Origin of the sequence: Leifsonia sp. NPDC080035, assembly GCF_040050925.1 — a bacterium.
Taxonomy (GTDB): Bacteria; Actinomycetota; Actinomycetes; order Actinomycetales; family Microbacteriaceae; genus Leifsonia.
Genome location: NZ_CP157390.1, coordinates 1,318,276 through 1,343,955 on the forward strand (window position 1 = coordinate 1,318,276; position 25,680 = coordinate 1,343,955).

General features: G+C 71.5%; 27 protein-coding genes. 10 read left to right on the plus strand and 17 right to left on the minus strand.

The window, feature by feature from the left end:
- The first annotated feature begins 9 nt into the window (after nt 1-9).
- From AAME72_RS06430 to AAME72_RS06450, 5 genes are all read left to right on the plus strand, one after another.
- Nucleotides 10-1,035: a Gfo/Idh/MocA family oxidoreductase gene (locus AAME72_RS06430; protein WP_348789412.1), complete on the plus strand. Its 1,026-nt coding sequence runs from the start codon at nt 10-12 to the stop codon at nt 1,033-1,035.
- A gap of 102 nt (nt 1,036-1,137) precedes the next feature.
- Nucleotides 1,138-1,659 (plus strand): GNAT family N-acetyltransferase, encoded by a 522-nt coding sequence (locus AAME72_RS06435; RefSeq protein WP_348789413.1) that lies wholly within the window; start codon nt 1,138-1,140, stop codon nt 1,657-1,659.
- Between the two features lie 55 nt (nt 1,660-1,714).
- Nucleotides 1,715-1,963 (plus strand): hypothetical protein, encoded by a 249-nt coding sequence (locus tag AAME72_RS06440; protein ID WP_348789414.1) that lies wholly within the window; start codon nt 1,715-1,717, stop codon nt 1,961-1,963.
- Between the two features lie 31 nt (nt 1,964-1,994).
- Entirely contained in the window at nt 1,995-2,693 is a 699-nt protein-coding gene (locus AAME72_RS06445; protein WP_348789415.1) for a hypothetical protein, read from the plus strand.
- 51 nt (nt 2,694-2,744) lie between these two features.
- A complete protein-coding gene (locus AAME72_RS06450) occupies nt 2,745-3,395 on the plus strand; it encodes an HAD family hydrolase (protein ID WP_348789416.1) in 651 nt (216 codons plus the stop codon).
- A 4-nt stretch (nt 3,396-3,399) separates the two neighbouring features.
- On the opposite strand, the gene AAME72_RS06455 is transcribed toward AAME72_RS06450, so the two are convergent.
- Nucleotides 3,400-3,771, minus strand: coding sequence for a cupin domain-containing protein (locus AAME72_RS06455; RefSeq protein ID WP_348789417.1), 372 nt, complete (start codon nt 3,769-3,771; stop codon nt 3,400-3,402).
- 87 nt (nt 3,772-3,858) lie between these two features.
- Between AAME72_RS06455 and AAME72_RS06460 the strand changes: the two genes are divergently transcribed.
- Nucleotides 3,859-4,158, plus strand: coding sequence for a hypothetical protein (locus AAME72_RS06460; RefSeq protein WP_348789418.1), 300 nt, complete (start codon nt 3,859-3,861; stop codon nt 4,156-4,158).
- A gap of 20 nt (nt 4,159-4,178) precedes the next feature.
- Entirely contained in the window at nt 4,179-4,370 is a 192-nt protein-coding gene (locus AAME72_RS06465) for a hypothetical protein (RefSeq protein WP_348789419.1), read from the plus strand.
- An 86-nt stretch (nt 4,371-4,456) separates the two neighbouring features.
- On the opposite strand, the gene AAME72_RS06470 is transcribed toward AAME72_RS06465, so the two are convergent.
- The 7 genes from AAME72_RS06470 to AAME72_RS06500 form a co-directional block, all read right to left on the minus strand.
- Complete coding sequence (locus tag AAME72_RS06470) at nt 4,457-4,789, minus strand: hypothetical protein (RefSeq protein WP_348789420.1); 333 nt, start codon at nt 4,787-4,789, stop codon at nt 4,457-4,459.
- A 14-nt stretch (nt 4,790-4,803) separates the two neighbouring features.
- Nucleotides 4,804-5,016, minus strand: a complete 213-nt coding sequence (locus AAME72_RS06475) for a hypothetical protein (protein WP_348789421.1) — start codon at nt 5,014-5,016, stop codon at nt 4,804-4,806.
- Nucleotides 5,017-5,120: 104 nt separating this feature from the next.
- Entirely contained in the window at nt 5,121-6,086 is a 966-nt protein-coding gene (locus AAME72_RS06480) for a glycosyltransferase (protein WP_348789422.1), read from the minus strand.
- Nucleotides 6,083-6,742, minus strand: a complete 660-nt coding sequence (locus tag AAME72_RS06485) for a hypothetical protein (protein ID WP_348789423.1) — start codon at nt 6,740-6,742, stop codon at nt 6,083-6,085. Before AAME72_RS06485 ends, AAME72_RS06480 begins: the two co-directional genes overlap by 4 nt.
- Nucleotides 6,735-7,163, minus strand: coding sequence for a DUF6098 family protein (locus tag AAME72_RS06490; protein WP_348789424.1), 429 nt, complete (start codon nt 7,161-7,163; stop codon nt 6,735-6,737). Before AAME72_RS06490 ends, AAME72_RS06485 begins: the two co-directional genes overlap by 8 nt.
- The gene (locus AAME72_RS06495; RefSeq protein WP_348789425.1) at nt 7,144-7,638 is read right to left on the minus strand and encodes a hypothetical protein; all 495 of its coding nucleotides are present in this window, start codon (nt 7,636-7,638) and stop codon (nt 7,144-7,146) included. Before AAME72_RS06495 ends, AAME72_RS06490 begins: the two co-directional genes overlap by 20 nt.
- Nucleotides 7,639-7,800: 162 nt before the next feature.
- Nucleotides 7,801-8,835: a LacI family DNA-binding transcriptional regulator gene (locus AAME72_RS06500; RefSeq protein ID WP_348789426.1), complete on the minus strand. Its 1,035-nt coding sequence runs from the start codon at nt 8,833-8,835 to the stop codon at nt 7,801-7,803.
- A 730-nt stretch (nt 8,836-9,565) separates the two neighbouring features.
- Here AAME72_RS06500 and AAME72_RS06505 point away from each other — a divergent pair.
- The 3 genes from AAME72_RS06505 to AAME72_RS06515 all read left to right on the plus strand — a co-directional run bounded on the left by AAME72_RS06505 (nt 9,566) and on the right by AAME72_RS06515 (nt 12,928).
- A complete protein-coding gene (locus tag AAME72_RS06505; protein WP_348789427.1) occupies nt 9,566-10,549 on the plus strand; it encodes a sugar ABC transporter permease in 984 nt (327 codons plus the stop codon).
- Nucleotides 10,549-11,529 carry a carbohydrate ABC transporter permease gene (locus tag AAME72_RS06510; RefSeq protein WP_348789428.1) on the plus strand — a complete coding sequence of 327 codons (981 nt, stop codon included), beginning with the start codon at nt 10,549-10,551 and terminating at the stop codon, nt 11,527-11,529. Before AAME72_RS06505 ends, AAME72_RS06510 begins: the two co-directional genes overlap by 1 nt.
- A gap of 130 nt (nt 11,530-11,659) precedes the next feature.
- A complete protein-coding gene (locus AAME72_RS06515) occupies nt 11,660-12,928 on the plus strand; it encodes an MFS transporter (protein ID WP_348789429.1) in 1,269 nt (422 codons plus the stop codon).
- A 335-nt stretch (nt 12,929-13,263) separates the two neighbouring features.
- On the opposite strand, the gene AAME72_RS06520 is transcribed toward AAME72_RS06515, so the two are convergent.
- The 9 genes from AAME72_RS06520 to AAME72_RS06560 all read right to left on the minus strand — a co-directional run bounded on the left by AAME72_RS06520 (nt 13,264) and on the right by AAME72_RS06560 (nt 25,583).
- Nucleotides 13,264-14,634, minus strand: coding sequence for an extracellular solute-binding protein (locus tag AAME72_RS06520; RefSeq protein ID WP_348789430.1), 1,371 nt, complete (start codon nt 14,632-14,634; stop codon nt 13,264-13,266).
- Nucleotides 14,635-14,939: 305 nt separating this feature from the next.
- Nucleotides 14,940-16,880 (minus strand): SDR family NAD(P)-dependent oxidoreductase, encoded by a 1,941-nt coding sequence (locus AAME72_RS06525; protein WP_348789431.1) that lies wholly within the window; start codon nt 16,878-16,880, stop codon nt 14,940-14,942.
- Complete coding sequence (locus AAME72_RS06530) at nt 16,877-18,370, minus strand: FGGY-family carbohydrate kinase (RefSeq protein WP_348789432.1); 1,494 nt, start codon at nt 18,368-18,370, stop codon at nt 16,877-16,879. The genes AAME72_RS06525 and AAME72_RS06530 overlap by 4 nt, the downstream gene beginning before the upstream one ends.
- Complete coding sequence (locus tag AAME72_RS06535) at nt 18,367-20,031, minus strand: glycerol-3-phosphate dehydrogenase/oxidase (protein WP_348789433.1); 1,665 nt, start codon at nt 20,029-20,031, stop codon at nt 18,367-18,369. Before AAME72_RS06535 ends, AAME72_RS06530 begins: the two co-directional genes overlap by 4 nt.
- A 1-nt stretch (nt 20,032) precedes the next feature.
- The gene (gene lsrF, locus AAME72_RS06540; RefSeq protein WP_348789434.1) at nt 20,033-20,905 is read right to left on the minus strand and encodes a 3-hydroxy-5-phosphonooxypentane-2,4-dione thiolase; all 873 of its coding nucleotides are present in this window, start codon (nt 20,903-20,905) and stop codon (nt 20,033-20,035) included.
- Nucleotides 20,898-21,953 carry an ABC transporter permease gene (locus tag AAME72_RS06545; protein ID WP_348789435.1) on the minus strand — a complete coding sequence of 352 codons (1,056 nt, stop codon included), beginning with the start codon at nt 21,951-21,953 and terminating at the stop codon, nt 20,898-20,900. Before AAME72_RS06545 ends, lsrF begins: the two co-directional genes overlap by 8 nt.
- Nucleotides 21,950-22,957 (minus strand): ABC transporter permease, encoded by a 1,008-nt coding sequence (locus AAME72_RS06550; RefSeq protein WP_348789436.1) that lies wholly within the window; start codon nt 22,955-22,957, stop codon nt 21,950-21,952. The genes AAME72_RS06545 and AAME72_RS06550 overlap by 4 nt, the downstream gene beginning before the upstream one ends.
- Nucleotides 22,954-24,468 carry a sugar ABC transporter ATP-binding protein gene (locus tag AAME72_RS06555; protein ID WP_348789437.1) on the minus strand — a complete coding sequence of 505 codons (1,515 nt, stop codon included), beginning with the start codon at nt 24,466-24,468 and terminating at the stop codon, nt 22,954-22,956. Before AAME72_RS06555 ends, AAME72_RS06550 begins: the two co-directional genes overlap by 4 nt.
- A gap of 32 nt (nt 24,469-24,500) precedes the next feature.
- Nucleotides 24,501-25,583: a substrate-binding domain-containing protein gene (locus AAME72_RS06560; RefSeq protein WP_348789438.1), complete on the minus strand. Its 1,083-nt coding sequence runs from the start codon at nt 25,581-25,583 to the stop codon at nt 24,501-24,503.
- Nucleotides 25,584-25,680: the final 97 nt, after the last annotated feature.

The window sequence follows — 25,680 nt, forward strand, 5'->3', positions numbered from 1 at the left end:
AGTACCACCATGACCACTGACCACCAGACCGTCCGCATCGGCCTCATCGGCGCCGGCGGCATCGCCGGGGCCCACGTCGAGGGCTACCTGCGCAACCCGGACACCATCACCTTCGCGGCCGTCGCCGACCCGGTGCGCGAGAGCGCCGAGCGTCGCGCGGGCGACACCGGGGCCGCGATCTACGCGGACTACACCGTGATGCTCGCGGAGGCGGACATCGACGCCGTCGACATCTGCCTGCCGCACCACCTGCACAAGGACGCGATCGTCGCCGCCGCGCGGGCGGGCAAGCACATCCTGTGCGAGAAGCCGCTCTGCCTGAACCCGGAGGAGGCCGCCGAGGTCGCCGCCGCCGTGGAGGAGGCGGGCGTCACCCTGATGTGCGCCCACAACCAGCTGTTCCTGCCCGCGGTCGCCAAGGCCAAGGAGCTGATCGAGTCCGGCGCGATCGGCCGGGTGTACGAGGTGCGCACGACGGACTCGTTCTACAACGACTTCGACCCGTCGAACATGGGATGGCGCGCGCACGCCTCCACATCCGGCGGCGGCGAGCTGATCGACACCGGCTACCACCCCACGTACCTGCTGCTGCACCTGGCGGGCGGGGCGCCGGTGGACGTCACGGCGATGCTCGCGACGCACCGGCTCTCCTTCATGGAGGGCGAGGACTCGGCGACGGTGCTCGTGCGCTTCGACAACGGCGTGATCGGGACGATCGTGACCAGCTGGGCCTACCAGCCCGCGGACGGGACCGAGAAGTTCTCCGCGGTCGGCGAGCTCGGCAGCCTGACCAGCGACGGCACGACGCTCAGCTACCGCCGCCGCGGCGACGACCAGCCGACCGTGCTCGAGCTGGAGCCGGTGCACCAGTTCGGAGAGGAGCTCGGGCACTTCGCGCGCAGCATCCTGGACGGCACCCGGCCGCTGCACACGCACACCGAGGGGATCGAGGTGCTCGGCATCATCCTGGGCGCCTACGAGTCCGCGCGCACCCGCACCGTCGCCGCGATCCCCGCCCTCACCGGCGCCCGCTGACCCGTCCCCCACCCGCGAGTACGCACAAACTCGCCCCGAAACCGCCGAGTACGGAGAGAATTCCCGTACTCGGCGGTTCGCCGGGGCGCGTAGTGTCGATGGATGGAGGCGTTTCCGCACACGTTCGAGATCGTTGGGCGAGAGGGGGCGCGGCTGCGACGGCTCGAGGAGGACGACTGGCCGATCGAGCTCGCGCTGGCCCGCACGGAGGACGTCCCGCGGTGGACGATGTACCCCGCGGACCTCGACGAGGACGGCGCGCGGCTGCGCGCGGCCCGCAACGTGCGGGCGGCGGACGGCGGCCATGGCATCCGCTACGTGATCGAGCAGGACGGGCGGGCGCTCGGCACCGCGGGGTTCGGACGCTCCGACGAGGGCTTCGAGCTGTTCTACGCGCTGCTGCCCGAGGGCCGCGGCAGGGGCCTTGTCACCGCCGCCGTGGAGGCGATGGTCGGCTGGCTGCGCGAGCAGGGCGAGCCGCTGGTGAGGCTCAGCACCCTCGACGGCAACGCCGCCAGTGAGGCGGTCGCCGAGCGCAGCGGGTTCCGCCGGGAGCGCTCAGGTACGCACGTGGACAACCGCCCGCTCACGGTGTGGCTGCTCCCGCTCGCCGAACCCGCGTAATCCTGAGCAATTCTCATTCCCTTTCGGAAAGGCTTGTAAAGAGTTACAGTTCGGTATGAGCACTCCACAGACGGGGCGCCAGACCGGCGGGCCGGAACATCCACGACACGACGACTTCGTCGCGGTCCCCTACCTGAGGCAGGGACAGCTCATCTCGCTCATCCGGTGGTCTCAGCTGAACGGCGAGTGGAAATACACGACGATGCTCGCCGAGTACCTGCATCGCGACGAGGACAGCTGGTATCTCGTCATCAATGGCCACCGCGCCAAGCTCAGCCGCACCGAGTGGGCCATCTTCAATTGAGCGGAGCGATCACGGGCGTACTGTCTGGGACGTGAGCAAACAGGACGCACGACGGGCGCGCTCCGTCGCGCCCGAGCACCGCTGGCCCGCCGTCGTCGGCACGGTCATCGCCCTCGCGGCGTACGCGCTGCTGCCGAGCGTCATCCCGGCGATCGCGCGGTACAGCGTCGTCGCCGTGTGCGGGCTCATGGTGGTCGCGCTCATCCTCTACAACCCGCACCGCTTCACCCGCGAGTCGAAGTGGTCGCGCCGGGCGGAGATCGCGGTGGCGGTGCTCATCCTGGTGGCGAATCAGATCGCGTTCGTCGAGACCGTGGTGCGCCTGCTCAACAAGCACGGCAACGGGTCCGAGATCCTGCTGGCGTCGCTGCAGGTGTGGGTGACGAACGCCATCGCGTTCGCGCTGGTGTTCTGGACGATGGACAGGGGCGGCCCGGTCGCCCGGGTCACGCTGCCGCGATCCGAGCTGCCGCTGGCCGACTTCCGCTTCCCGCAGGACGAGGACGACGACACGATCGACGAGGTCGCGCGCGGTTCCAGCGGACGGATGGACTGGGTCCCGAACTACATCGACTACTTCTACTTCTCGCTGGCGAACTCGATGGCGTTCAGCGCGACGGACACCATGCCGCTCACCCACCGCGCGAAGCTCCTGATGGCGCTGGAGGCGTTCGCGGGGTTCGTGCTGCTGGCACTCGTGATCGCGCGGGCGGTCTCGCTGATCGGCTGAGCGCGGCGCACGGCCCTGGGGCCGCGCGCGGATGGGGTGTACTTCTGGTGCATGACCACCAGCGCCGTGCTCTTCGATGTCGACGGGACCCTCGTCGACTCCAACTTCCTCCACGTCGACGCCTGGCAGCGCGCGTTCGCGGAGGTGGGGTCCGCCGCCGACGCCTGGCGCATCCACCGGGCGATCGGGCAGGACTCCGCGCGGCTGCTGCGCGACGTCGCCGGTGAGCGGGACGAGGAGTGGACGGAGCGCGCGAAGGACGCGCACTCCCGTCTCTACCGCGAGCAGGCGGGACGGCTGCGCGCGTTCGACAGCGCAGCGGAGCTGCTGCGCGCGATCGCCGGCCGCGGCATCCTCGTAGTGCTCGCCACCTCCGCGCCGGACGACGAGCTGACGACGCTGCGTGAGGCCATCGACGCCGACGACGCCGTGCACGCGGCCACCTCGGCCGACGACGTGGATGCGGCCAAGCCCGACCCCGGCATCCTCGAGGTCGCGCTGGAGCGCGCCGGGTCGCCGGCCGCCGAGGCGCTCATGGTGGGCGACTCGGTGTGGGACATGATCGCCGCCGGCCGCGCGGGGGTCCGCGCCGTCGGGCTGCGCTCCGGCGGGGTGTCCGAGGCCGAGCTACGGGAGGCGGGCGCGGTCGAGGTGTTCGACGACCCGGCCGCGCTGCTCGCGGCGCTCGAGCGCGTGCTCTGACGCGTCACTGCCCCGGCAGCTCGCGCAGCTCGCTCGTGCGCTCCCCCGGCCGGTCTCCGGTGTTGACCGTGCCCTTCGGCTCGAACAGCACGGCGAGCACCTCCTCCTGCGCGCTCGGGCAGTGCTCGACGCCGCGCGGGACGACGAACACGTCGTGCGGGCCGAGCTGCACCTCCCCGTCCCTGAGCCGGATCGTGAGCCGTCCGGAGATCACGAGGAAGAGCTCGTCGGTGTCCGGATGCGCGTGCCAGACGAAGTCGCCGTGCAGCCGGGCGACCTTCACGTCGTAGTCGTTGACGCTCGTGAGGCGGTGCGGCTGCCACGGCTCCGGCACCAGGGCGAACGCGGCATCCAGGTTGTGCACGTCTGCTGTCATGGGCCAAGCGTAGGCGCAGCCTCTTGCCAAGGGTGCGGACCCGGGCGTTGGATGCACGGTAAAGCGGTGACGACGGAAGGGGCCAGAATGTCCGCCAGCGAACTCGAGATGTCCAGCGTGCGGTATCCGTACCGGGAGCGCATCTTCCACATCGAGAAGCGGGGCCCGGGCGACTGGGTGGTGCTGGACGAGTCGCACGCGGAACTCGGACGGCTCGTCCGCGTCGCCGCAGAGGGCGAGGAGCACGAGCCGGTGTTCGGCGCCATTCCGCCGGGGTACGCCGAGACGCTGCACGAGGGGTCGGACTGGCGTTTCCTGGTCGCCGCACTGATCAACGAGTCGCTGGACGCGGAGCCGGCCGCAACCGGGAACCAGGGCGAAGCCTGAGCTGACATAGGATGCCGGGGATGAACGCGGCGCTGCACACCACCCTCGGCTGGATCGCCGCCGTGCTGCTCAACGTCGGCGCGCTGCTGTTCGTGGTGGGGCTGATCGTGCCGCGCACCGGCGGATCCCCGGTGCTCACGGTGGGCGTCGGGGCGCTCGCGCTGGGGGCCGTGGTCGGAGCCGGCTGGCTCGCGGGCGGTCGCGCGCGCTGAACGGCGCATCCCGCCCATCCCTTCGCACGCACAAGACGACCCCGTCCCGGGATGACGTGGGACGGGGTCGCCATGGCCGGACGGAATCAGTCCGGCGGCTCTGTGTTCTTCACGAGGTCGGGGTTCGACGGCTGCTGGGCCGGGTCGAAGTCCGCGGGCGGGGGCTCCGCCGCCTCGGAACCGCTGTTCTCCGCGGTCGTCACGTCCTCCGCACCCTCCGGCGCGACGCCGGTGTCGTGCGGTGCGCTCGGCTCGTCTCCGCCCTGGCCGGGCTCATCCTCGGACGGCTCTGCGGCCTGAGCGTCGCGCTCGTCGCCGGAGCCCGCTCCTGCGCCCTCTCCTTCTTCGAAGCGCTCGGGCTTGTCCTCGGCGGGAACTCCCTGGCCATCTGCGTTCGGCAGACCGCTCGTGTCGCTCATGCTGACTCCTTCCGTTACGGCTTGCCCTCTTCGCTATACGAGGTGGTGCTGTCATCGCCCTCGTCGACGGGTCGATCGGGGTCGAGACCCTCGACGATGGCACCGGCGAGCGTGGTGTGGTCGTGCTGCTCGACGGCGCCGCCGTCGTCGCCTTCGAGGTCGCCTGCCAGCCCGTTGGTCGGGTCGTGGCCGGCTCCCGGTTCGTCGTCACGTGTCGGATCGCTCATAGTGGTCACGAAACGCCGGGCCGCGCCCATCCGCAAGGGGTTCAGCCCCCGCGAACCCCGGCGTACCGTCGCCTCCGTGCGCGCCCGCGGGCCTGACGCACGGGTCAGGCGACCCAGTGGGCGAGGAGCGCGTCCCAGTCACGCTGGAAGCGGTCGAGGCCGAAGCGCTCCAGCGCCCACTCCCGCGCGCGTTCCCCCGCGACCCGGCCGCGCTCCGGGTCGTCGACGAAGGCGCGCACGGCGTCGTGCAGCTCGGCGACGTCGGTGGACACGGCCCCGACGCCGGGCACCACCGCGCGCCGGACGTCCGTTGTGTCCAGCGCCACGACCGGCATTCCCGCAGTCATCGCCTCCAGCAGCGAGAGCCCGAGCGAGGTCCAGCGGTTCGGATGGACGTAGACACGCCTCCTGCCGACCTCGGTCAGCAGGTCGGGCACCGCCAGATCGCCCGCCGCGGTCACGCGGTCCTCTCCGACGCCGAGCGCTCTGGCAAGGCCGCCCGCCTCCATCCCGAACACGTCCACCGGCGCCACCCGGGCGAAGCCGCCGAGCAGGTCGCTGCCGGTCGCGCGCCAGCGCCGCACCGGTTCGTTGATCACGGCCGCCGCGCGCGGGAGCTCGCCCGCATACCGGAGGCCGTAGTCGACGACGCCGTGCTCGACGACCGCCGTACGCGTGCCGCCCGTGTCCCAGAACAGCGCGTTGAAGTGCGTCACATGGGCGATGAGAACGTCCTGGCGGTCGGCGAGGGGATGCCGGGAGGAGGGCACGTCCGTTGTCGGGGTGTTGTGCTCCACGAAGACCACGGGCACGTCGACGCCGGGCGTCCGGCCGGTGAGGCGCTCGACGAGCTCGAACTCCTCGAGCCGCTGCAGGATCACCGCGTCGAACGGCGTACCCGCGAGCTCGCCCTCCGGCACGTCGACCACGTTCGCCGGCCAGTCCCTGGCACCGACACCGCCCTCGCCGTCCCGGTCGACCGGCAGCAGGTACGTGTGCCGGCCGCGCACGAACGCATCCATCCACCCGCCGTGCACCTGCCAGACGAGCAGCCGCAGCGGGCGGCTCACAGGTAGGCTCCTGCGCCCGACTCCCTGCCGAGCTCGATCGGGCCGGTGTCGGGAGGGAGCGGTACGCGACTGTGCGGCTCGTCCTGGTCCTGGCCCGCGGGGATGCCGGCGCGGATGTGACCGGCGACGCCGTGCGCGGCGGTGTGCGGCTCCTTCCGCTCGCACAGCTTGCCGCAGTAGGTGCAGATGAAGCCCTCGCCGAAGCGCGCTCCACCGTCGAGCCGGTACTCCAGCAGGCCGTCGCCGGAGACGAGCTCGAACTCCAGGTAGGCGGGCCGCTCCAGCGACGGGATGGGGAGGCGCATCCGCTCGAACGGCTCGCCGTCGTCGTCCAGCGGCACCCACAGCTTCTCCGGCCCCGGGCCGAGCAGCGACCCGGCCTTGTCCACGCGGGCGGGGCGGTGGTCCTCGCGGACGTGCAGCGTGTGACCTCCGCGGATCATGTCCCGTGGCAGCGCCTTGTACATCTCCTGCACGCCGTACGCGATCGCGCCGCGTCGCAGGCGCGCGAAGCCCTCCTCGGTGTCGTCGCCCATGACCACGAACGACGGAGCCTCCGGACGCCGCAGCACGATCGCGGTGCCGCCGGACGGGCCGTCGGAGATCAGCAGGAGGACCGTGGTCGTCTCCACCGTCCGGGGATCCCGCTCAGGCATGGGCGGCCAGGATCTGCTCGTCGTCCCGCACCCGGAGCGCGGAATCGAACCGGCTGCGCCAGAGGCGCTCGGCGTCAGCGAGGAGCGAGTCGGCCAGCCGGCCGACCACCTCGACGTCCGTCAGCAGGGGCTCGCCGTCGGCGTCGCGGCCCGCCACCGTGCCGCGCAGCAGCCACGCGAAGGAGCCCGGATGGCGCGGGTACGAGCCGCGCGCGAGCTGGCGGGCGATCCAGTCCACCGTCGGCAGTGTCCACCACGGCTCCGGATCGAGCGGTCGCGCGGCGTAGCCGGGCAGCCGGAGGCCCGTCTCCGCATCGACTCCGCCCGCCTCGAGGTCGGCGGCGAACCCGCGCGAGAACCGGACGTGCAGGCCGGGCCCCTCCGCGAGGAGGCGTTCGATGTCATCCAGCTGGTACAGCATCGGCTTCTCCTTTCGGGACGGCGCGGCCGGCGGCCACCCGGTAGCGGCACTCGGTGCGGGACTCGGAGGCGAGCTCGAACTCGTGCCAGGAGCGTTGGTCGAGGGAGGGGACGGGTACGCGCACCCGCCGGTAGGCGCGACCGTCGGCGTCGCGAGGGACGAAAGCGACGGCGCCCACCGCTCCGAACACGGACGCGGAGTGCGGAAACCGCGCCTGGGCGTAACGGTCGAGGCCGACGACGGCGACCGGGGACGACTCGGCCGGGTATTCCTCGGCCTGCAGCTCGCGGTACGGCTCGCCGAGGCCGTGCGCGGTCGGCCCTGTGCGCATCCGGACGAAGACGTCGCGCCCGGAGAACACCTCCAGGCGCAGCGACGATGGCACGTCGCCCTCGATGAGGACGGCGACCGGCGTCCGCGCGAGGCGCGGCAGCATCAGCAGCACTGCGCTCGCCGTCAGCTCGGACACACTCATGCGGTTCACGCTAAAGCGCTGCTCCGCACCGACAAGGGCTTGACGTGTGCGCGAGCTGGTGCGGGGCCGGGAGGCCGCCGCGCCCCTCTCCGGCCGCGAAATATGGGATCGTTTCCAGCCCGGCCGCCGGAGTACCGGAAGGCCCGCGACGCGGTCGCGGGCTCAGACGACGCGCGGAGCGGCCGTCGAGCCGCGCGGGCGCACTTGCGCCTCCAGCACGATCGTCTCCGGGTCCGCGGTGGGATGCTGCACCCGGGCCAGCAGGCGGTCCATCGCGGCCTCGCCGAGGGCGACGGCGTCCTGGGCCACGGCGGTGATGCCGGGGTTGACCATGCTCATCCACTCGGAGTCGTCGAACGAGACGATGCTGACGTCCTCGGGGATGCGCAGACCGAGGTCGTTCGTCGCGCGCCAGACGCCCTCGGCCAGCAGGTTGTTGGCGGCGAAGATGGCGGTCGGGTGGTCGCGCCGCGCGAGGATGTCGATCGCCGCCTTGCGCGCCGCCTCCGCATCCCAGCCGCTCGAGATCACGAGGGCGGGGTCGGCGGGGATGCCCGACTCCTCCAGCGACGCCCGGTACCCGGCCGCGCGCTCGCCACCGGTCGTCCACGTCGTCTCGTCGATGAACAGGGCGATGCGGCGGTGACCGAGGTCGATGAGGTGGTCGGTCATGCGGCGGGCGACGCCCGCGTTGTCGATGAGGACCGCGTCGCCGCGCCCCTGCGAGAACTGGCGGTCGGCCTCCACGACGGGGATGTGCTGGCGGGTGAGGTAGTCGGAGACGGCGCCGGAGAGCGGGGTGACGATCACGCCCGCGACGCGCGTTGCGACGAAGGCCTGCGCCGCATCCAGCTCCGCCTCGGTGGAACCCTGGTCGTCGACCAGCATCATCGTGTAGCCCTCGCGGCGGGCGCGGGCAGCGATGCCGGCGGCGAGATCTGCGTAGAACGCGTTGCGGAGGTCGGAGACCAGCACGCCGATCGTGCGGCTGTCCTGCTTGCGCAGGCTGCGCGCCATGGCGTGCGGGACGTAGCCGAGGGAGTCGGCCGCCGCGAGCACGCGCTCCCTGACGTTCGCGGCCACGTAGCCCTCGCCGCTCAGCGCGCGCGAGGTCGTCGACTGCGAGACACCGGCCGCCTGCGCGACATCCTTGAGCGTCGCCCGGCGCGGGACGCCGGCGGGGTCGTTCTCGATCATGGCATCCTTCCCACGGGCGCCCCTGAGGAGCGCCGGACGCCCGGCGTGTCTACCCTAGTGCTCGCCGGGCTCGGCCGAGTCCGCCGCGATCGCCGCTGAGGCCGGGCCGTCAGGCCCCCATTTGCGCCAAATGTGGGCTGCCGCGACGAGTGGCCGGACATTTGCGCCAAATGTCGGCTGCCGCGACACCCGAACCGAACAGTTCGCGCCAGGTGTGGGCTGCCGCGACGCGGAACGGACATTTGCGCCAAGTGTGGGCTGCCGCGCCCCCGAAACGGACATTTGCGCCAAATGTCGGCTGCCGCGCCTCCGGCGCGCAACCGATTCGTGACGAATGTCGTGAATGTCCGACGAATAGTGCACATTCGTCACGAATCGATCCTCCGGTGGCTCGATGGATGCTCGATCCGGCACGATGTCTGCGCTCGGCTGCCGAGGCTCGCCGCGCTCGCCCCGACGCCGGCTCCCCCTGACGAGCGGCCTTCCCGGGTGTACCGTCCACCTCACACGAGGGCGACGCGCACCGCGCCGGCGACCCGAGGCCCGCCGACCCGCCCCGGCAACTGCATGCGGTTGCAAGGCGGACTCCGCAGGGCTTATAGTCGCTGCAATGTGGTAACGATGCCACATTTGCTGCGTACGCCTGACCCGAAGCAGCAGATGCGAGGACCGAAAGGGTGACGATGACGATCACCGAGCTCGACGGTGCGACACGAGAGGGAGGCCGGTGATGGCCGTCCTGACGGGCGCCTCCGGGTCGGACGCCGCGACGGGCGCCGGCAGACGGGGCCGCGAGCGCACGCCGAAGAAGCGAGCGTCGAAGTACAACAAGCGCGAGGCCATCGCGGGCTACCTGTTCATCAGCCCGTGGATCGTCGGCTTCCTCGTCTTCACCCTCGGCGCGATGCTGTACAGCCTGTACATCTCGTTCAGCAATTACAACCTCGCCACCAACAGCGCCTCCCCCGCCGGGTTCGACAACTACGCGCAGCTCTTCCAGGACCCGAAGGTCGGGCTGTCGCTCGGCAACACCCTGTTCTACGCGATCATGGCGGTGCCGCTGGAGATCATCTTCGCGCTGCTGCTCGCCCTGCTGCTCAACTGGGTCGGCCGCGGCGCCGGAGCGTTCCGGACCATCTACTACCTGCCGAAGATGACCCCCGCGGTCGCCACGGCATCCATCTTCCTGCTGCTGCTGAACGGCAACACCGGCGCGATCAACCGGTTCCTCGCGATCTTCGGCATCCAGGGACCGCAGTGGCTGATCGACCCGAACTGGGTGAAGCCGTCCATCGTGCTGATGACGCTGTGGGGCGTCAGCGGGACCATGGTCATCTTCCTCGCGGCGCTCAAGAACGTGCCGCGCGACCTGTACGAGGTGGCCTCGCTCGACGGCGCGGGACCCGTCCGGCAGTTCTTCACGATCACGATCCCGATGATCTCCCCGGCGATCTTCTTCAACGTCGTCGTGCTCACCATCGCCGCGCTGCAGGTGTTCGATCAGGCGTACCTGCTGTTCTGGCGGGATCAGACGAACGCCTCGCCGGACTCGTCGCTGTTCTACGGGGTCTACCTCTTCCAGCAGGCCTTCCGCCAGTTCAACTTCGGCTTCGCCGCGGCCATGGCGTGGCTGCTGTTCGTGATCATCCTGCTGATCACCCTCATCCAGGTGAAGGTCAGCAACCGTCTCGTCTACTACGAAGGAGACAAGTGATGTCCTCCGCGACCCAGTCCGCGCCGGCCGCGGCCGCACTCGCCTCCGAGCTCGACGCCACCGGCGCCGGCGCCACCACCGGACGCCCCGGGCAGCCGGTCCGCCCGGTCCGCCCGAAGGACGACCGCTGGTACAGGCCGCGGTCGATCGTCGGCAAGACCATCCTGTGGATCGTCGCGATCGGGTTCGGCCTGCTGTTCCTCTATCCGTTCGCCTGGCTGCTCGCCGCGAGCCTCAAGCCGCGCGAGCAGGTCTTCGACAACTCGCTGTGGCCGAAGACGTTCCTGTTCTCCAACTACCTCGACGTCTGGGAGAAGCTGCCGCTGCTGTCCTGGGTCGGCAACAGCATCGTCATCGCGGTGCTGGCAGCCGGCCTCGTCTCCATCTCCAGCTCGATCGTCGCGTTCGGCTTCGCGTACTTCAAGTTCCCGGGCCGGACGCTGCTGTTCGGGCTGGTGCTCGCAACCATGATGCTGCCCGGCGCCGTCACGATGGTGCCGCAGTACCTGATCTGGAAGAACCTCGGACTCGTCGGCACCTGGATACCGATGTTCGGGATGAACCTGTTCGGCTCGGCGTTCTACATCTTCCTGCAGCGCCAGTTCTTCATGGGACTGCCGCGGGAGCTGTTCGAGGCCGCGCGGCTTGACGGCGCGAGCTACTGGAAGCTGTTCACCCGCATCGCGATGCCGCTCAGCATCCCGTCGTTCATCATCATCTTCCTGTTCGAGTTCCAGGCGAGCTGGAACAACCTGCAGGCGGCGCTGATCTACCTGAATGCGGGCGGGGTCGAGGGCTTCACCGTGCCGCTCGGCATCTCGTACGCGATGACCACGTTCAGCCCGACCAACGGCGGCCACGGCGACTACCAGTACGTGATGGTCGCGGCGCTGATCGTGACGCTGCCCATGCTGCTGCTGTTCGCGTTCGGCCAGCGGTACTTCATCGAGGGGGTCGCGACCCAGGGCAGGAAGGGCTGAGCGGTCTCTCGGCGTCGGGCGCGGTGGACAGCATCCACCGCGCCCGGTAACGTTTGACCCCCCTAGCGACGATTTCGCATCCAGCTGGCGGGTGGGAGGACCACCTGTTCCAGACGGAAAGGCACTCGTCGTGAGCCCCACTTCCCCCTCGTCATCCCCGTCGCTGTTCGCCTCGCGCGACTTCCGGCTCCTGCTCGCCGGGCAGACGACGAGCCAGCTCGGCGCGCAGGTCAGCGGGGTCGCCGTTCCGCTGCTGGCGGTCGTGACCCTCGGCGCGTCCCCGTTCGAGGTCGGCCTGATCGGCGCCGCATCCACCCTGGCGTTCGCGCTGATCGGCCTGCCCGCAGGCGCGTGGATCGACCGGGTGCGGCGGCGCCCCGTGCTGATCGCGAGCGACGTGGTGCGCGCACTGCTGCTTGCGAGCATCCCCCTCGCCGCCCTGTTCGGGGTGCTGAGCGTCGGCCAGCTGCTGCTGGTCTCGCTGCTGACCGGCTTCGCGCGCGTCTTCTTCGACGTCGGCTACCGCAGCTACCTGCCGTCCGTGATCGGGAGGGACCGGGTGCTGGCCGGCAACTCCTCCCTCGAGTTCGTCCGCGCCTCCGGTCAGGTGGCCGGGCCCGCTCTCGGGGGCGTGCTCGTCACGCTGACCGGGGCCGCGTCGGTCCTGCTCGTGCAGGCCGGGACGTTCGCGGCGTCTGCGCTGTGCCTGGTGGGCATCCGGTCCCGGGAGGAGACGCCCGTCGCATCCTCCCGCCGCGGGATGCGGCACGACATCGGCGAGGGGCTGCGCTTCGTGCTCCGGTCGCGGGCGCTGCGGGCGACCGCCATCGCGAGCGCACTGAGCAACTTCTCGTTCGCTATCGCGTCCGCTGTCAACATGGTGTTCCTCTCCCGGACGCTCGGCCTCCCCGCTGCCCTGATCGGCGCGGTGATCGCGGTCGGCTCGGTCACGGTGATGATCGGGGCGGCGTTCACGACGCGGCTGGCGCGCGCCGTCGGCTCGGCCCGGATCGTCTGGCTCTCGCTGGCCGTGACGGCGCCGCTGTCGCTGCTCGGCGCGTTCGCGCGGCCCGGATGGTGGACCCTCCTGATCGTCGGCGGCATCGCCGCGGGCGAGCTCGGCCAGATCGTCTACGCGATCACCAGCGTCAGCCTGCGCCAGCAGGTCTGCCCCGACCGGATGCTCGGGCGCGTGAACGCGACGATGCAGGTGGTGGTGATGGGCCTGTTCCCGGTCGGCGCGGTCATCGGCGGCCTGCTGGGGGACGCGATCGGGGCGCGCTGGACGCTGGTGGTGGCCGGAGGGCTGCTGCTGGTGTGCCCGGTGCTGCTGCGGGTGGCGTTGCGCGGGGTGCGCGAGGTGGCGGAGCTGCCGGAGGCGGTGGAGCGGGCGGCGTAGGCGGCGACGTGGGCAGGGACGGAGGCGAGTGCGGAGCGGGGGCAGGGCGGAGTCGGGGGCCCGGCCCTGGGCGCAACTCCGGAGAATCGGGCGTGGGGAGCCCGCCGCCACCGTAGGGACGGAGAAGGCGGTGGGTCGGCGGGAAATCTCCGGAGTTGCGGACGCGGGGAGGGGAGGACGAGCCGGGGTCCGGGGCGGCGTGTCGCGGGGAAGGGAGGAGAACGGCGAGCGGGTGGGGCGGGATGTCCTCCGTTTCCGACCGGTCGCGGCGGGGCGGCGGGGCGGCGGGGCGCGCCGAAGGGGCGGCCTCCGCGGAGGCCGCCCCTTCGTGAGGGTTACTTGCTGCTCTTGGTGGACTGCTGGTAGGCGGTCATCGCGGCGGCCTGCGCATCCTGGAGGGCCTTCTGGGCCGACTTGTTGCCGAGGAGGTAGGACTGGATGGCGTTCTGCAGCTCCGTCTGGATCTGCTGGCCGGCCGGCGAGGCGCCGAACGACTTGCCCTGGTCGACCACGTCGTAGTACGTCGAGATCGCCTCGTCGAAGCCCTTGTTGCCGGAGGACTTCACGTACTTCTCACGGAGCGTCTTGTCCGCCTCCGGCGAGCCGGTGAAGAGACCGGTGTTGATGGCGCCCGGCGTCTTGTCGATCGTCTTCTGGCGAGCGGCGCCCGCGGCCTCCCAGGCCTGCAGGTTGGTCAGGTTCAGGGCCCAGGCGCACGCGGCGTCCTTGTTCTTCGCTCCGGCCGGGATGACGAACGAGGTGCCAGAGGCGACCGCGAACGGCTGGCCGTCGCTGTTCTTGAACGGGACGGCGCCGATGTCCACCTTGTCGACGAACGGGGTCAGCACGTTGACGTACCACTGGGCGTTCACCTCGGCGCCGACCTGGTCCTTGACGTACTGGTTGTTCTCGCCGAAGAAGTCGAACGAGTCGGTGAAGCTCTTCATCTTCGCGTAGCCGCCCTGGGCGTCCGCGATCTGCTTGAGGACCTCGAGACCCTTCTGGTTCTTGGAGTCGTCCAGCGTCGGCTTGCCGTCGGAGCCGATGATCTGGCCGCCGTAGGCGAGGATCCAGAGGCCGGCCTGGCCGCTGGCCTGCGGGTCGAAGCCGAGCGTGCTCGGGTTGCCGCCGGAAGCCTTGTACATCTTCTTGATGGCGGCGACGAGCGTGTCCGGCTTGGATGTGTCGATGTCGGCGTCGGTGACACCGGCGGCCTTCATCACGCGCTCGTTGGTCATGATCGCCGGCGGCTGGTAGAACTGCGGCACCGCATAGACCTTGCCCTTGTAGGTGACGTCGTCGAGCACCGACTGGTAGTAGGACTTCTTGGGGTCGACGCTGTGCGTGGAGTAGCACTGGTCGAGCGGGAGGATCAGGCCCTGCGCGGCGTAGGTCGCGACGAACTGGCGGTCCATCTGAACGACGTCGGGGACGTTGCCGCCCGCGACGCGCGTGGTGAACTTCTGGGCGTCGAACGGGGTCTTGTCGATCTTGATGGTGACGCCCTTGAGCTGGTCCTTCGCGTAGTCGAGGCGCGAGGTGCCGACCTCGTCCGCGTTGTCGAAGCCCCAGGCGTTCAGGGTGCCCTTGGCGTCCTTCGAGAAGTCGGTGCTGGACGAACCTCCGCCACTGGAGCTGCATCCCGCGAGGAGCGCCACCGAAGCGGTGACGGCCAGCGCGGCCAGGGCCGTGTGCCTCTTGATCATCTTTTTCCCTTCGGATGGTGTCGCCGCGGGCGTCGTCGCCCGGGCGAAGAGGTCTGGTGATTCCGGATGCCGGGGGTATGGGCGGCAAACCTGGAAACCTTCCCACATCGAAACGTAGTGCAGCCGAATCCCTGAATTCAAGGGGATCGGCGCTTTCCCGCGCACTTTCGTTACCTGATCGTGTTGTACGCCGGAAGCCATGCCCCGTCAAGGCGAATGCCGTTTCTGGAAACGATGCCATATCGGCAGCTGCCACGGGTGGGCGGCCCGTCGCCTCCGCGCCCGGACGGGCGCGGAGACGCGGATCAGACCACCCTGTCGTTGCCGCCGTCGACCGAGAGATGCGCGCCCGTCGTCGCGGGCAGACCCGTCGCGAAGGAGAGGACGGCCTCCGCGACGAGCGCGCTCGTCACCTCGACGCCGAGGAGGTTACGCGTGCGGTACTCCTCGACGGTCAGCCCGTACCTGGCCGCACGCTCGGCGAGCAGCTCCGGCGTCCAGATCGCGGTGTCGAACACGGCGTCCGGCTCGACCTGGTTCACGCGGATGCGGTCGGCCGCCCACTCCAGGGCGGCGACACGGGCGAGCTGCGCTGCGGCGGTCTTGCTCGCCGAGTACGCGGCGGCGCCGGGACCGGGCGCCGCGACGTTCTTGGTGGAGACGAGCACGACCCTGCCGCCCCGGGGCGCGACGGCGAGCAGCGGATGCGCCGCACGCAGCGCGCGGGCGACCGCGGTGGTGTTGACCAGCAGCGAGCGCTCCCAGACGGGATCGGCGAACGAGGCGATCGGCTCGCTCGCGGGGAAGATCCCCGCCGCGACCACCAGGATGTCGAGACCGCCGAAATCGCGCGCGGCCGTGTCGAGCGCGGCATCCAGCACGGCAGCGTCCGCGACGTCGCCGACGACGCCCCGCCATCCTGCGCCGGCGAAGGCGTCGGTCACCGTCTCGCTGAGGTCCACCCCGACCACCGAGGCGCCCTGCGCGAGCAGCGCTTCGGCGGTCGCGCGGCCGATGCCCGATGCGGCGCCGGTGACCAGGGCGACCTCGCCGTCCAGCGGGCGGCCGACGGCGCCGGAGCGCAGGCGCGCCTGCTCCAGCTCCCAGTACTCGATGTCGAAGCTGTGCGCCTCGTCGAGCGAGCGGTAGCCGCCCTGGCCGTCCGCCGCGTCCACGATGTCCATCGTGTGCAGCGCGATGTCGTGCACGGCGTCCGCGGCCGCACGCGAGGCGCCGACGGTGAGCAGTCCGAGCTCGGGGTCGAGGATGACGCGCGGCGCCGGGTCGATCGGCTCGATGTCGCCGGGGATGCGGTGCCGGTGCTCGGCGACGTAGGCCCGATAGGCGTCCGCGTACCCGGCGACGTCGCGACCGATCAGCGGCGTGCGCTTGGTGCGGATGACGTGCTCGGGCGTCGCGGTGCCCCGGGAAGTCGCCGCGAGGGCATCGGGCCGTCCGGCGTAGGCGAACGCCCGCCCCGAGGCCGACTGGCGCACGATGACCGGGCGGCCCGCCGCGGTGGACACGTCGCGGCGCAGGCCGGCGAGGACGGCTGCCGAGCCTCCGCGATCAACGGCGGGACCGGGGTCGCCCCACGCCGGCGATCCGAACGACGCGGAGGCGCGCTCGACCAGTTCGAGGTGACGGCGGAGCGCGTCGTCCGGATCGTCGGCGAAGGTGAAGAGTCCGTGGTTCGCCAGCACGAGGGCGTCCACCCCCGCGAGCGGCGCGGACGCGACCGCCCGCGCGAGAGGGAAGCCCGGCATCACGTACGGGAGCACGAACACCCCGTCGCCGAGCACTTCCGCCGCGTGGCGCACGCCGTCCGGCTGGTCGGTCAGCGCGACGATCGCGTCCGCGTGCGAGTGCAGCACGACGCGGGAGGGCAGGTGCGCGTGCAGCAGCGCCTCGATGGAGGCGGTCGGAGCGGCGGCGTCCAGCGACGCCTGACGGAGCTCGTTGACCATCCGGCCGTCACTCAGCTCGTCGAGCTCCAGCAGGCGGCGCAGCCTCTCGCGCCGAAGGGGAGCGAATCCGGCGGGCTCGATCGTGCCGAGGTCCCAGCCGCTGCCCTTGACGAGCACGAGCTCGACCGCCTCGCCGGTGACGTCGAGTCCGACGCTCTTGATGGAGGTGTTGCCGCCGCCGTGCAGCACGAGGGCCGGGTCGCCGCCCAGCGCACGGGAGACGCGGGTGATCTCCGCGAGAGCGGCTTCGGCCTGTTCGCCGAGGTGGATGCGCGTCATCGGGCCAGCTCCGTCCACACGCTGTTCATCGCCGCGAGCACCCGGTCGAAGCGCTCCGCCTGCGCGCGGTACACCGCGCGGTCGGCTCCCGGCGAGACGACGAGCGACGGGTCGGGGTCGACGCGCCAGTGGCCTGTGTCGACGCCGACACCGGAGGCGGCGAGGGAGGCGACGCCCCGGGCGCCGAGCTCGGTGCCGAGCTGCCGTCGCACGGGATGGCCGATCACGTCCGCGAACATCTGCGCCCAGAGCGGGTTCTTCGCCCCGCCCCCGGCGAGAGTCCAGGGCTCGGCCGAGACCGCGGCGCCGCTCACGCGGAGGGTGTCGAGCTGGACGCGGTGGTACTGGGTGATGCCCTCCGCGACCGCGCGGGCGATCTCGCGGTAGCCGTGCTTGTCCTTGACGCCCAGGAGCGTGCCCGATGCGCCGAGGTGCTCGGGCGCGCCGTGCACGAACGGGAGGAACAGCAGCCCGTCGGCGCCCGCCGGCACGCCAGAGGCGGCGTGGAGGAGGTCGCGCGGGCTCACTGCGTCCGCCGCCATGGTCGACATGAGCGACGAGAACCACTCCACGCTCGCCGCCGAGGTGGGGGCCACCTCCTGGGCGAGCATGTACCTGTTGTCCGGCAGCAGCGCGTTCAGGGTGACCCGCGGCGGCTCGGAGTCGGCGGGCACCACGACGGAGTTGATGGCCCAGGTGCCGACGATGACGGTGACGTCGGCCGGCTCGACGGCGCCCGCGCCGATCGGGCTGGCGATGCAGTCCATGCAGCCGGCCACGACGGGTGTGCCCTCCGGCAGGCCGGTGCGGGCGGCCGCGTCCGGAGTGACGGCGCCGACGACGGCGTCCGATCGGGAGAGCGCCGGCTGCAGGCGCATGAGCTCGCGCGGCAGGCCCAGCAGGTCGAAGACGGCGGGCTCGTACGCGCGCTCCGCGAGGTTGACGAGCCCGCACGCCGACGCGTCGGAGAAGTCGGCGCTCGGGCGGCCGGTGAGGCAGGCGGTGATCCAGTCCTTGCAGCTGAGCGCCCAGCGAGAACGCTCGAGCGTCTCCGGCTCCTCGTCGTGCAGCCAGCGCAGCAGCACCCCCGGCTGCCCGGCCCACGGGACCGAGCCGGTCGCGAGCCGCACGCGCTCGACCTCGTCGGCGTCGAGCGCCGCGACGATCCGCTCGCTGCGGCTGTCGGTCGAAGCGAAGGCGGACCGGACCGGCCGGAGCTGCTCGTCGACGAGGTAGAGCCCGTTCCCGTGGCCGGTGGCACCGACGGCGCGCACGGTCCAGCTCTCTGCGACGAGCCAGGCGGTGAGGTCGGCGAGCACGCCGGCGACGACGTCCCACAGCGCCGCCATGTCGATCTCCTGACGGTCGGCGGCGACGGCGACGCGCGGGTTCGCCGCGGAGAACGTGCGCAGCTCGGCGCCGTTCTCATCGAACGCGGCGGCCTTCGCGGCGGTGAGGCCGACGTCGATCCCGATCAGGCAGTGCTTCATTCCGTGCTTCCTCGCAGGGTCCCGGCCTCGCGCCCGATGTCGAGGGCGCGCGGCTTGAAGCGTCGCATCGCGGCGCGGTAGCGGTCAAGTTCGGCGCGGGCGCGCTCCTCGCTCCAGCCGGCGTGCTCGACGAGGACGGCCGCGACGGCGGGCGCGGCCGCCAGCCCGACGTCGCTGTTCAGGGCGACGGCCATGCGGCGGAGCACCACGTCCTCCAGCGTGAGCGCGCCCTCCTCGGTGACCGCGTGGACGGCCTCGGCGGCGATCGCGCCGGTGTCCTCGTCCACGACGACCGCCAGTGCCGGAGTCTCGGCGGCGAGCCGCTCGATGGCGGCGGCCGCGACGCCGTAGGTGTCGACGAGCCGGGTCGCCGTCCGCACAGGAAGGGCGCTGCGCTCGATGAAGCCGAGACGGAACGCGGACCAGTCGCCCTCCGGGGCGCCCGGCAGCCGCGCGGCCCGCGTCGGCGAGGCGCCGGGGCGCCGCCCGAGCTCGCGCTCGAGTCTGCGCGCCACCAGCTCGCCGAGGGCGCGGTGCGTCGTGAGCTTGCCCCCGATGATCGTGACGAGCCCCGTGTCCGCGCCGTCGTGCACGACGATCTCGTGGTCGCGGCTCACCTTCGACGGGTCGTCCAGCTCGCCGACGTACGGGAGCGGGCGCACGCCCGAGTACGACCAGAGCACGTCGCCGGGCGTCAGCCCCGCCTGCGGGATGAGCGAGTTGACCGCCCCGAGCAGATACGCGGTCTCGTCCTCGTCGATCACGATGTCGTCGATGGAGCCGTCGTACGGGAGGTCGGTCGTGCCGATCATGTACTTGCCCTCCCACGGCAGCACGAACATCGGGCGGGCGTCGTCCGGCGACTCGAAGAAGATGCAGGTCTCGGGCGCGCCGGGGAAGGCGTCGACGACGAGGTGGCTGCCCTTGGTGGGCCCCATCCTCCTGTCGTGCGCACCCGCCAGGTCGAGCACGCGGTCCACCCACGGACCGGCCGCGTTCACGACCAGCCGCGCGGGGACGGTCCTGGTCTCGCCGGTCTCGCGGTCCCGGTAGCGGAGGCCGGAGATGCGGCCGCCGGTGCGCACCAGCGACTCGACCCTGGAGTGGGTGGACACGATCGCGCCGTGGCTCTGCGCCGCCACCGCCAGCTCGACGGCGAGACGTTCCGTGACCGGGACGTTCGCGTCGTGGAAGAGCCCTCCCCAGCGCAGCCCGGCCTCGGCGAGCGCCGGCCAGTCCCGCTGCAGTCGCTTGCGGAAGACGACCCGGTTGAGCGGCAGCGGCTTGCCGAGCGACAGCACGTCGTGCAGCATCAGACCGCAGGCCAGCAGCCAGCCCGGCCGGCTCTGCTGCTTCGAGAACGGGATGAGCATCGGGTAGTGGTGCACGAGGTGCGGCGCCTTGGCGAGCAGGATGTTCCGCTCACGGATCGACTCGTAGACGAGGTGCAGCTCGAACCGCTCGAGGTACTTGAGACCGCCGTGGATCAGTCGGGTGGAGATCGCCGATGTGCGGGCGGCGAGGTCGTCCTGGTCGAACAGCGCGACGGTCAGGCCGCGAGCGGCGGCCTCCCGTGCGACGGCAAGGCCGTTGATCCCCGCGCCGATCACGGCGACGTCGACCGCCGGGATCTCCGGCGTATAGGTGGTGAGCGCGGGCATGTCAGTGCGCGAGCTGCTGGTAGAACTCGTAGGCCTCCTCGGCCGTGAGCCCGTCGTGGACGACGCCGCGCACCGCGGCGAGCATGGCGGAGGGGTGCTCGGACTGGAAGACGTTGCGGCCCATGTCGACGCCGGCCGCGCCCTCCTGGATCGCGCGGTACGCGACGCGCAGCGCCTCCTTCTCCTCCACCTTCTTGCCGCCGGCGATGACGATCGGCACCGGGCAGGCGCTGGTGACCGTCTCGAAGCCCTCCTCGACGTAGTACGTCTTGACGAAGGCGGCGCCGAGCTCGGCGGAGATGCGGGTGGCGAGGCGGAAGTAGCGGGCGTCCCGCACCATGTCCCGTCCCACCGCGGTCACGGCGAGCACCGGGATCCCGGCCGCCTGGCCCTGGTCGACGAGCGTCGTCAGGTTCCTGACCGAGCGGCTCTCGTTCTCGGTGCCGACGAAGACCTGCACGGCAAGCGCTGCCGCGTCCACCCGTACCGCGTCGTCGATGCCGACCGCGATGTCCTCGGCGGTGAGATCGCCGAGCACGCTCGGGCCGCCGCTCGCGCGCAGCACGACGCCCTTGCCGGAGGTGGCGGGCACGGTCGTGCGCAGCGCGCCGCGGGTGCACATCAGGGCGTCGGCCTGCGGGATGAGCGGGACGATCGAGCGGTCGAGCCGCTCGAGGCCGGAGGTGGGGCCCTGGAAGTAGCCGTGGTCGAAGGCCAGCATGACCGTCTTGCCGTCCGCCGGGTCGAAGACGCGCGAGAGGCGCGCGCGCATCCCCCAGTCCTGTCCGGCGAGGCCCTTGAGCGGGAAGTCGCCCGCCTGGGCGACGGCACCCGTGAAGTCGGTCCCTTCGCGGAGGTCGTCGAGGTCAGCCATGGATGTTCTCCTTCTTCTTGGCGGTGATGGTCAGGGAGTCGCGCAGGCGCGCGAACGCGGAGCGGCCGGTGCCGGTCGCGGCGGTGGAGACCACCACGACGGCCACGACGAGCACGCCCTTGAGGATGTTCTGGGCGCCGACGCTCCAGCCGACGAGGTTGAGCAGGCCCGAGAGCAGCACGAAGAACAGCGCTCCGGTCCACGCGCCGACGGGCATCGCGCGGCCGCCGGAGATCAGCGTGCCGCCGATCACCACGACGGCGACGGAGTCGAGCATGTAGGAGGTGCCGAGAACGGTGCTCGGCGAGATGAAGGCGGCGAGCAGGCCGCCGGCGAGGCCGGCGAATCCGCCGCTGACGATGTAGGTGATGGCGGTGACCCGCCACACGCGGATGCCGGCACGCTCGGCGGCGCGCGGGCTCTGCCCGACGGCGAGCACCGAGAGTCCGAAGCGGGTGCGTGCGAGCACGAGGGCGACGACGGCCGTGACGACCGCGACCAGGATCGCCATGACCGGGATGCCGAGCAGCTTGGCGTTGACGAACGCGCGCAGCCCGGCCGCCGCCGATGCGCGGTTCGCGTCGGCGAGCAGCAGCGTCGTCGACTGGACGATCAGGCTGGTCGCGAGCGTCGCGATGATCGGCGGCACCCGCAGCACCAGGATGGCGATGGCGCTCACCAGACCGGCGAGCACGCCGGCGCCGGCCGCCGCGGCCACGCCGACGACGGGGCCAGCTGTCGCGCCGACGCCGACGGAGACATAGGACGCCAGGGAGACGACCGTCCCGACCGAGACGTCGATGTTGCCGGGCCCGAGGGTGATGACCAGCATCTGGCCGAGGGCGACGAGCACCAGGAACGGCGCGAGCGAGAGAGCCTGGGCGAGCGGGTCGAACGGCTGCGCCGGGCGCACCGCGACGATGCAGATCCAGACGGCGAGCACGCCGATCAGCGACCAGCCCCAGGCGGGCCAGCGGAACCGGTGGCGCGGCTCGGCGACGGGCGTGGCGAGCGTGGGCGTCGGCGTGGACGTTGTGGACGTTGTCATCGGCTGAACCTCTCGGTGACGATGCGGCCGGCCAGCACCGCGAGGACGATCACGCCCTGCGCCCCGGCCTGCATGCTCGACGGCAGCGCCACCAGGCTGAGCAGGACGGAGATCAGGCCGAGGGTCACCGCACCGAGCGCGGTGCCGAACGGGAGTGCCCGGCCGCCGGAGAAGGTGCCGCCGCCGAGGATGACCGCGGCGATGGTGGTGAGGGTGAAGTTGCTCGCCGAGTTGATGTCGCCCGACCGGGTCTGCGACGCCAGCAGGAGGCCGGAGACGAGGATGAGCACGGCAGCGAGCACGTAGGCGGCGATGCGGGTGCGGGTGAGCGACCAGCCCGCCTTGTCCAGGGTGGCCGCGCTGGAGCCGAGGGCGCGCATCCTGGCGCCGACGCGGCTGCGGCGGGTGAGCCACCAGCCGAGCACGGCCGCGACCGCGATGAAGACGAGGGGCGGAGGCACGATGGTGCTGCGCCACGACCCGATCGCCGTCAGCCACGCGGGCGTCGCCCCGCCGGGCGTCGGGAGCAGCTGCAGGCCGATCCCGAGCCACACGAACGACATCCCCAGCGTGACGATGATCGAGGGGACACCGCGCTTCTGCACGATGAGCCCGAGCAGTGCGTAGACGACCAGCACGGCGGCGAGCATGACGACACCGAGCAGCGGGCTGGTCGCGAGGGTCGTGGCGGCGATCACCGTCACGAGCCCGACGAGGTTTCCGATGCCGAGGTCGATGTCGCCGACCGACATGATGATCATCTGCGCCTGCGCGGCGAAGACCAGGGGGACGGCCGACATCAGCATCAGGCTGAGCCCGCTGACCGAGAGGATGCCCGGCTGGATCGCCGCGGCGATCGCGACGATCACGACCAGTGCGACGAGGGAGAGCAGTGCGGGCGAGCCGTGCGCGAGCCCGGCGCGGAGGCGCACGGCCGGAGCCGGGCGCCCCGAGCGGACCGCGGGCGCGGCGCCGGCGGTGGATGCGGTGGTCGCTGTGCTCAACGCACGTCCCCTTCCTCGAACGAGTCGGCGATGATCCGTTCCTCGGTATTGGTCTCGCCGGCGAGCTCCGAGACGATCCGGCCCGCGCGCAGCACGTAGACGCGGTCGCAGTGGGCCATCTCGGCGTTCTCTGTCGAGTACCAGACGATGGCGCGTCCCGCCGCCGCCTCGGCCTTCATGAGCGTGTAGAGCTCGTTCTTGGTGGCCACGTCGACCCCGCGGAACGGGTCGTCGAGGAGCACGAGGGCGGCGTCCGTGGCGAATGCCCTTGCCACGAGCACCTTCTGCTGGTTGCCGCCGCTGAGCGCGGTGATGGGCGACCCGGCGGCGCCGCGGATGCGGAGCGCGTCGATCCAGCGCGCGGCGAGCGCACGCTTCGCGCGGCCGTTGACGACGCCGGCGGTGCTGATGCCGCGCAGGGCGGCGACGGTCAGGTTCTGGGCGACGCTCCAGAGCGGCAGGATGCCGGAGGTCTGCCGGTCGCCCGGCACGTAGGCGCGGCGGCGCGGCGCCGTGACGCCGCGGGCGAACGCGCCGGCGGACCACAGCCGGGTGAGCATCCGCTCCTGGCCCTGGCCCGCCAGACCGGCGAGGCCCACGATCTCGCCCGAGCGGACGGTGAACGGGATGCCGTCGCCGCGGATGGCGGCCACGACGTCCCCGGGCGTCCTGGCGTCCGCCGCGGCCTCCACCTCGGCGGCCGCGTGCACCTCCCCGCCCATCGCGTGCAGCAGGGTGCGCTCGTCGGCCCCGGTGAAGACCCCGGCGACGGCGCCGTCCCGCATGACGGCGACGCGGTCGCTGTGCGCGATCACCTCGGCCATGCGGTGCGAGATCAGCAGCACGCTCACGCCGTCGGCCGTGAGCCGGTGCAGGTGCGCGTAGAGCTGACCGGCGGCGTCCACCCCGAGCGACTCGGTCGGCTCGTCCAGGATCAGCAGACCGAGCCGCTCGGTGCAGAGCGCGCGGGCGATCTCGACCATCTGGCGCTGCGCCAGGGTGAGCTCGCCAACGCGGCGGACGACAGCGATCCCGTGCCCGGGGAACACGGCGTCCAGGACCTCGCCGATGCGCCGTTCCGCGCGTCCCTTCCACCCGAAGGAGGGGCCGCCGCGGCGGTCGGAGAGGTACGCGTTCTCGGCGACGGTCAGGTCGGCGCAGAGCGCCAGCTCCTGGTAGACCATGCGGACGCCGGCGGCGGCCGCCGTCTGCGCGTCCCACGGCCGGCCCGCCGCGGCATCCCGCGCGGTGACAGCACCCGTGTCCGGCTGCTCACGACCGGCGAGGATGCGCATCAGCGTGCTCTTGCCCGCGCCGTTGTGACCGACGAGCCCGAGGATCTCCCCGCGCTCGACGTGCAGGTCGACCCCGGTCAGCGCACGGGTGCTCCCGTAGCGCTTGGCCACACCGCGGGCGGCGATGGTCGCCGTCGCGCTCGGCGCTGCGGCCGCCGGAGCGGTCGCCGCCGTCGTACCGGCGCCCGTGGGGGCCGGATGAATCGTCGTTGGCATGGGATCCTCCTCGAACTCGCCGGTCGCTCGCGCTACTTCAGCGCGGGAGCCTCGGCGTCCTTCCCGGCGGCGACGGCGGCGATCGCCGCCTCGACGCTCTCCTTGTCCCAGGGGTAGGCCGCGTACTCGTCGGCGGAGAGCGAACCCGCCCAGTGGTCCAGGTCGTCCTGACCGATCTCGAGCAGCGGGAGGACGACGGTCGACGGGACCTTCTTGCCGGCGAGGAGCTCGAGGCCGACGTAGAGCGCGGCGACGCCCTGTCCCGGGTCGGTCAACGCGGCGAACGAGCCGTTGCTGATGCCCTTGTCCTTCCAGAAGTTCAGGGACTTGCCGTCGGTGTCGAAGACGACCACCGGGTCCGGCCGGGCCGCCGACTCGAACGCCTGGACGACGCCCATGCCGCCGATGCAGCCGGGCACGGCAGCGATCTGCGGGAGGGACCCGAGCACGGAGACGATCTCCTTCTGCGCGGTGGAACCGTCGCAGTAGCCGTTGACCTCGGCGGCGACCTTCACGTTCGGGTAGTCCTTCAGGATCTCGTGCTGCCGCTTGTTGAACTCCTCCTCCGGCTGGGAGCCGATGACGCCGCGGTTGATGATGATGTCGCCCTTGCCGCCGATCGCCTTGAGCGCGGGCACCAGCGACACCTCGCCCCACTTGGCGTAGTCGTTGCGGACGATGTGCGCGCACGGCGCCTTCATGTCCGCGTCGAGCACGAGCACGGTGATGCCGGCGTCGCAGGCCTCCTCGACGGCCGGGACGAGCGCGGTGGAGGACGCCGGGATGACGACGAGCATGTCCGGCTTCTGCAGCACGAGGCTGCGGATCTGGGACGCCTGCTCGGTGGCGCTGTTCTCGCCGGGCGCGTTGACCGTCGTGTACTTCGAGACGACGCCGTCCTTCTTGAGCTTGTCGGCCTCCTTCTCGAACTTGTCGATCAGGGTGAGCCGCCAGCCGTTGACGAAGCCGTTGCTCAGGGCGACGGAGATTCCGGACGTCTTGCCTGCTCCGTCCGAGCCGCCGTCTCCGGCGGCGCCCGCCGAGCATCCGGTCAGTACGAGGGCCGCCGCAACGGCGGCGACGACGCCGGTGCGGCGCCAGGATCCAAACGACATTGTTCTGCCTCCAGGGGATTCGCTTCTCTGCGAGAGGTGTGCGGTATTCGGGATTGCGGTGCTTGGAATGCTTGCGTTACGTCAACTTGTCACGTCT

Excerpts from the sequence above, each read along its gene's own strand:
- AAME72_RS06430 (WP_348789412.1), top strand. The coding sequence starts at position 10 with ATGACCACTGACCACCAGACCGTCCGCATCGGCCTCATCGGCGCCGGC.
- AAME72_RS06435 (WP_348789413.1), top strand. The coding sequence starts at position 1,138 with ATGGAGGCGTTTCCGCACACGTTCGAGATCGTTGGGCGAGAGGGGGCG.
- AAME72_RS06440 (WP_348789414.1), top strand. The coding sequence starts at position 1,715 with ATGAGCACTCCACAGACGGGGCGCCAGACCGGCGGGCCGGAACATCCA.
- AAME72_RS06450 (WP_348789416.1), top strand. The coding sequence starts at position 2,745 with ATGACCACCAGCGCCGTGCTCTTCGATGTCGACGGGACCCTCGTCGAC.
- AAME72_RS06455 (WP_348789417.1), bottom strand. The coding sequence starts at position 3,771 with ATGACAGCAGACGTGCACAACCTGGATGCCGCGTTCGCCCTGGTGCCG.
- AAME72_RS06460 (WP_348789418.1), top strand. The coding sequence starts at position 3,859 with ATGTCCGCCAGCGAACTCGAGATGTCCAGCGTGCGGTATCCGTACCGG.
- AAME72_RS06465 (WP_348789419.1), top strand. The coding sequence starts at position 4,179 with ATGAACGCGGCGCTGCACACCACCCTCGGCTGGATCGCCGCCGTGCTG.
- AAME72_RS06470 (WP_348789420.1), bottom strand. The coding sequence starts at position 4,789 with ATGAGCGACACGAGCGGTCTGCCGAACGCAGATGGCCAGGGAGTTCCC.
- AAME72_RS06475 (WP_348789421.1), bottom strand. The coding sequence starts at position 5,016 with ATGAGCGATCCGACACGTGACGACGAACCGGGAGCCGGCCACGACCCG.
- AAME72_RS06485 (WP_348789423.1), bottom strand. The coding sequence starts at position 6,742 with ATGCCTGAGCGGGATCCCCGGACGGTGGAGACGACCACGGTCCTCCTG.
- AAME72_RS06490 (WP_348789424.1), bottom strand. The coding sequence starts at position 7,163 with ATGCTGTACCAGCTGGATGACATCGAACGCCTCCTCGCGGAGGGGCCC.
- AAME72_RS06495 (WP_348789425.1), bottom strand. The coding sequence starts at position 7,638 with ATGAGTGTGTCCGAGCTGACGGCGAGCGCAGTGCTGCTGATGCTGCCG.
- AAME72_RS06500 (WP_348789426.1), bottom strand. The coding sequence starts at position 8,835 with ATGATCGAGAACGACCCCGCCGGCGTCCCGCGCCGGGCGACGCTCAAG.
- AAME72_RS06505 (WP_348789427.1), top strand. The coding sequence starts at position 9,566 with ATGGCCGTCCTGACGGGCGCCTCCGGGTCGGACGCCGCGACGGGCGCC.
- AAME72_RS06510 (WP_348789428.1), top strand. The coding sequence starts at position 10,549 with ATGTCCTCCGCGACCCAGTCCGCGCCGGCCGCGGCCGCACTCGCCTCC.
- AAME72_RS06520 (WP_348789430.1), bottom strand. The coding sequence starts at position 14,634 with ATGATCAAGAGGCACACGGCCCTGGCCGCGCTGGCCGTCACCGCTTCG.
- AAME72_RS06525 (WP_348789431.1), bottom strand. The coding sequence starts at position 16,880 with ATGACGCGCATCCACCTCGGCGAACAGGCCGAAGCCGCTCTCGCGGAG.
- AAME72_RS06530 (WP_348789432.1), bottom strand. The coding sequence starts at position 18,370 with ATGAAGCACTGCCTGATCGGGATCGACGTCGGCCTCACCGCCGCGAAG.
- AAME72_RS06535 (WP_348789433.1), bottom strand. The coding sequence starts at position 20,031 with ATGCCCGCGCTCACCACCTATACGCCGGAGATCCCGGCGGTCGACGTC.
- lsrF (WP_348789434.1), bottom strand. The coding sequence starts at position 20,905 with ATGGCTGACCTCGACGACCTCCGCGAAGGGACCGACTTCACGGGTGCC.
- AAME72_RS06545 (WP_348789435.1), bottom strand. The coding sequence starts at position 21,953 with ATGACAACGTCCACAACGTCCACGCCGACGCCCACGCTCGCCACGCCC.
- AAME72_RS06555 (WP_348789437.1), bottom strand. The coding sequence starts at position 24,468 with ATGCCAACGACGATTCATCCGGCCCCCACGGGCGCCGGTACGACGGCG.
- AAME72_RS06560 (WP_348789438.1), bottom strand. The coding sequence starts at position 25,583 with ATGTCGTTTGGATCCTGGCGCCGCACCGGCGTCGTCGCCGCCGTTGCG.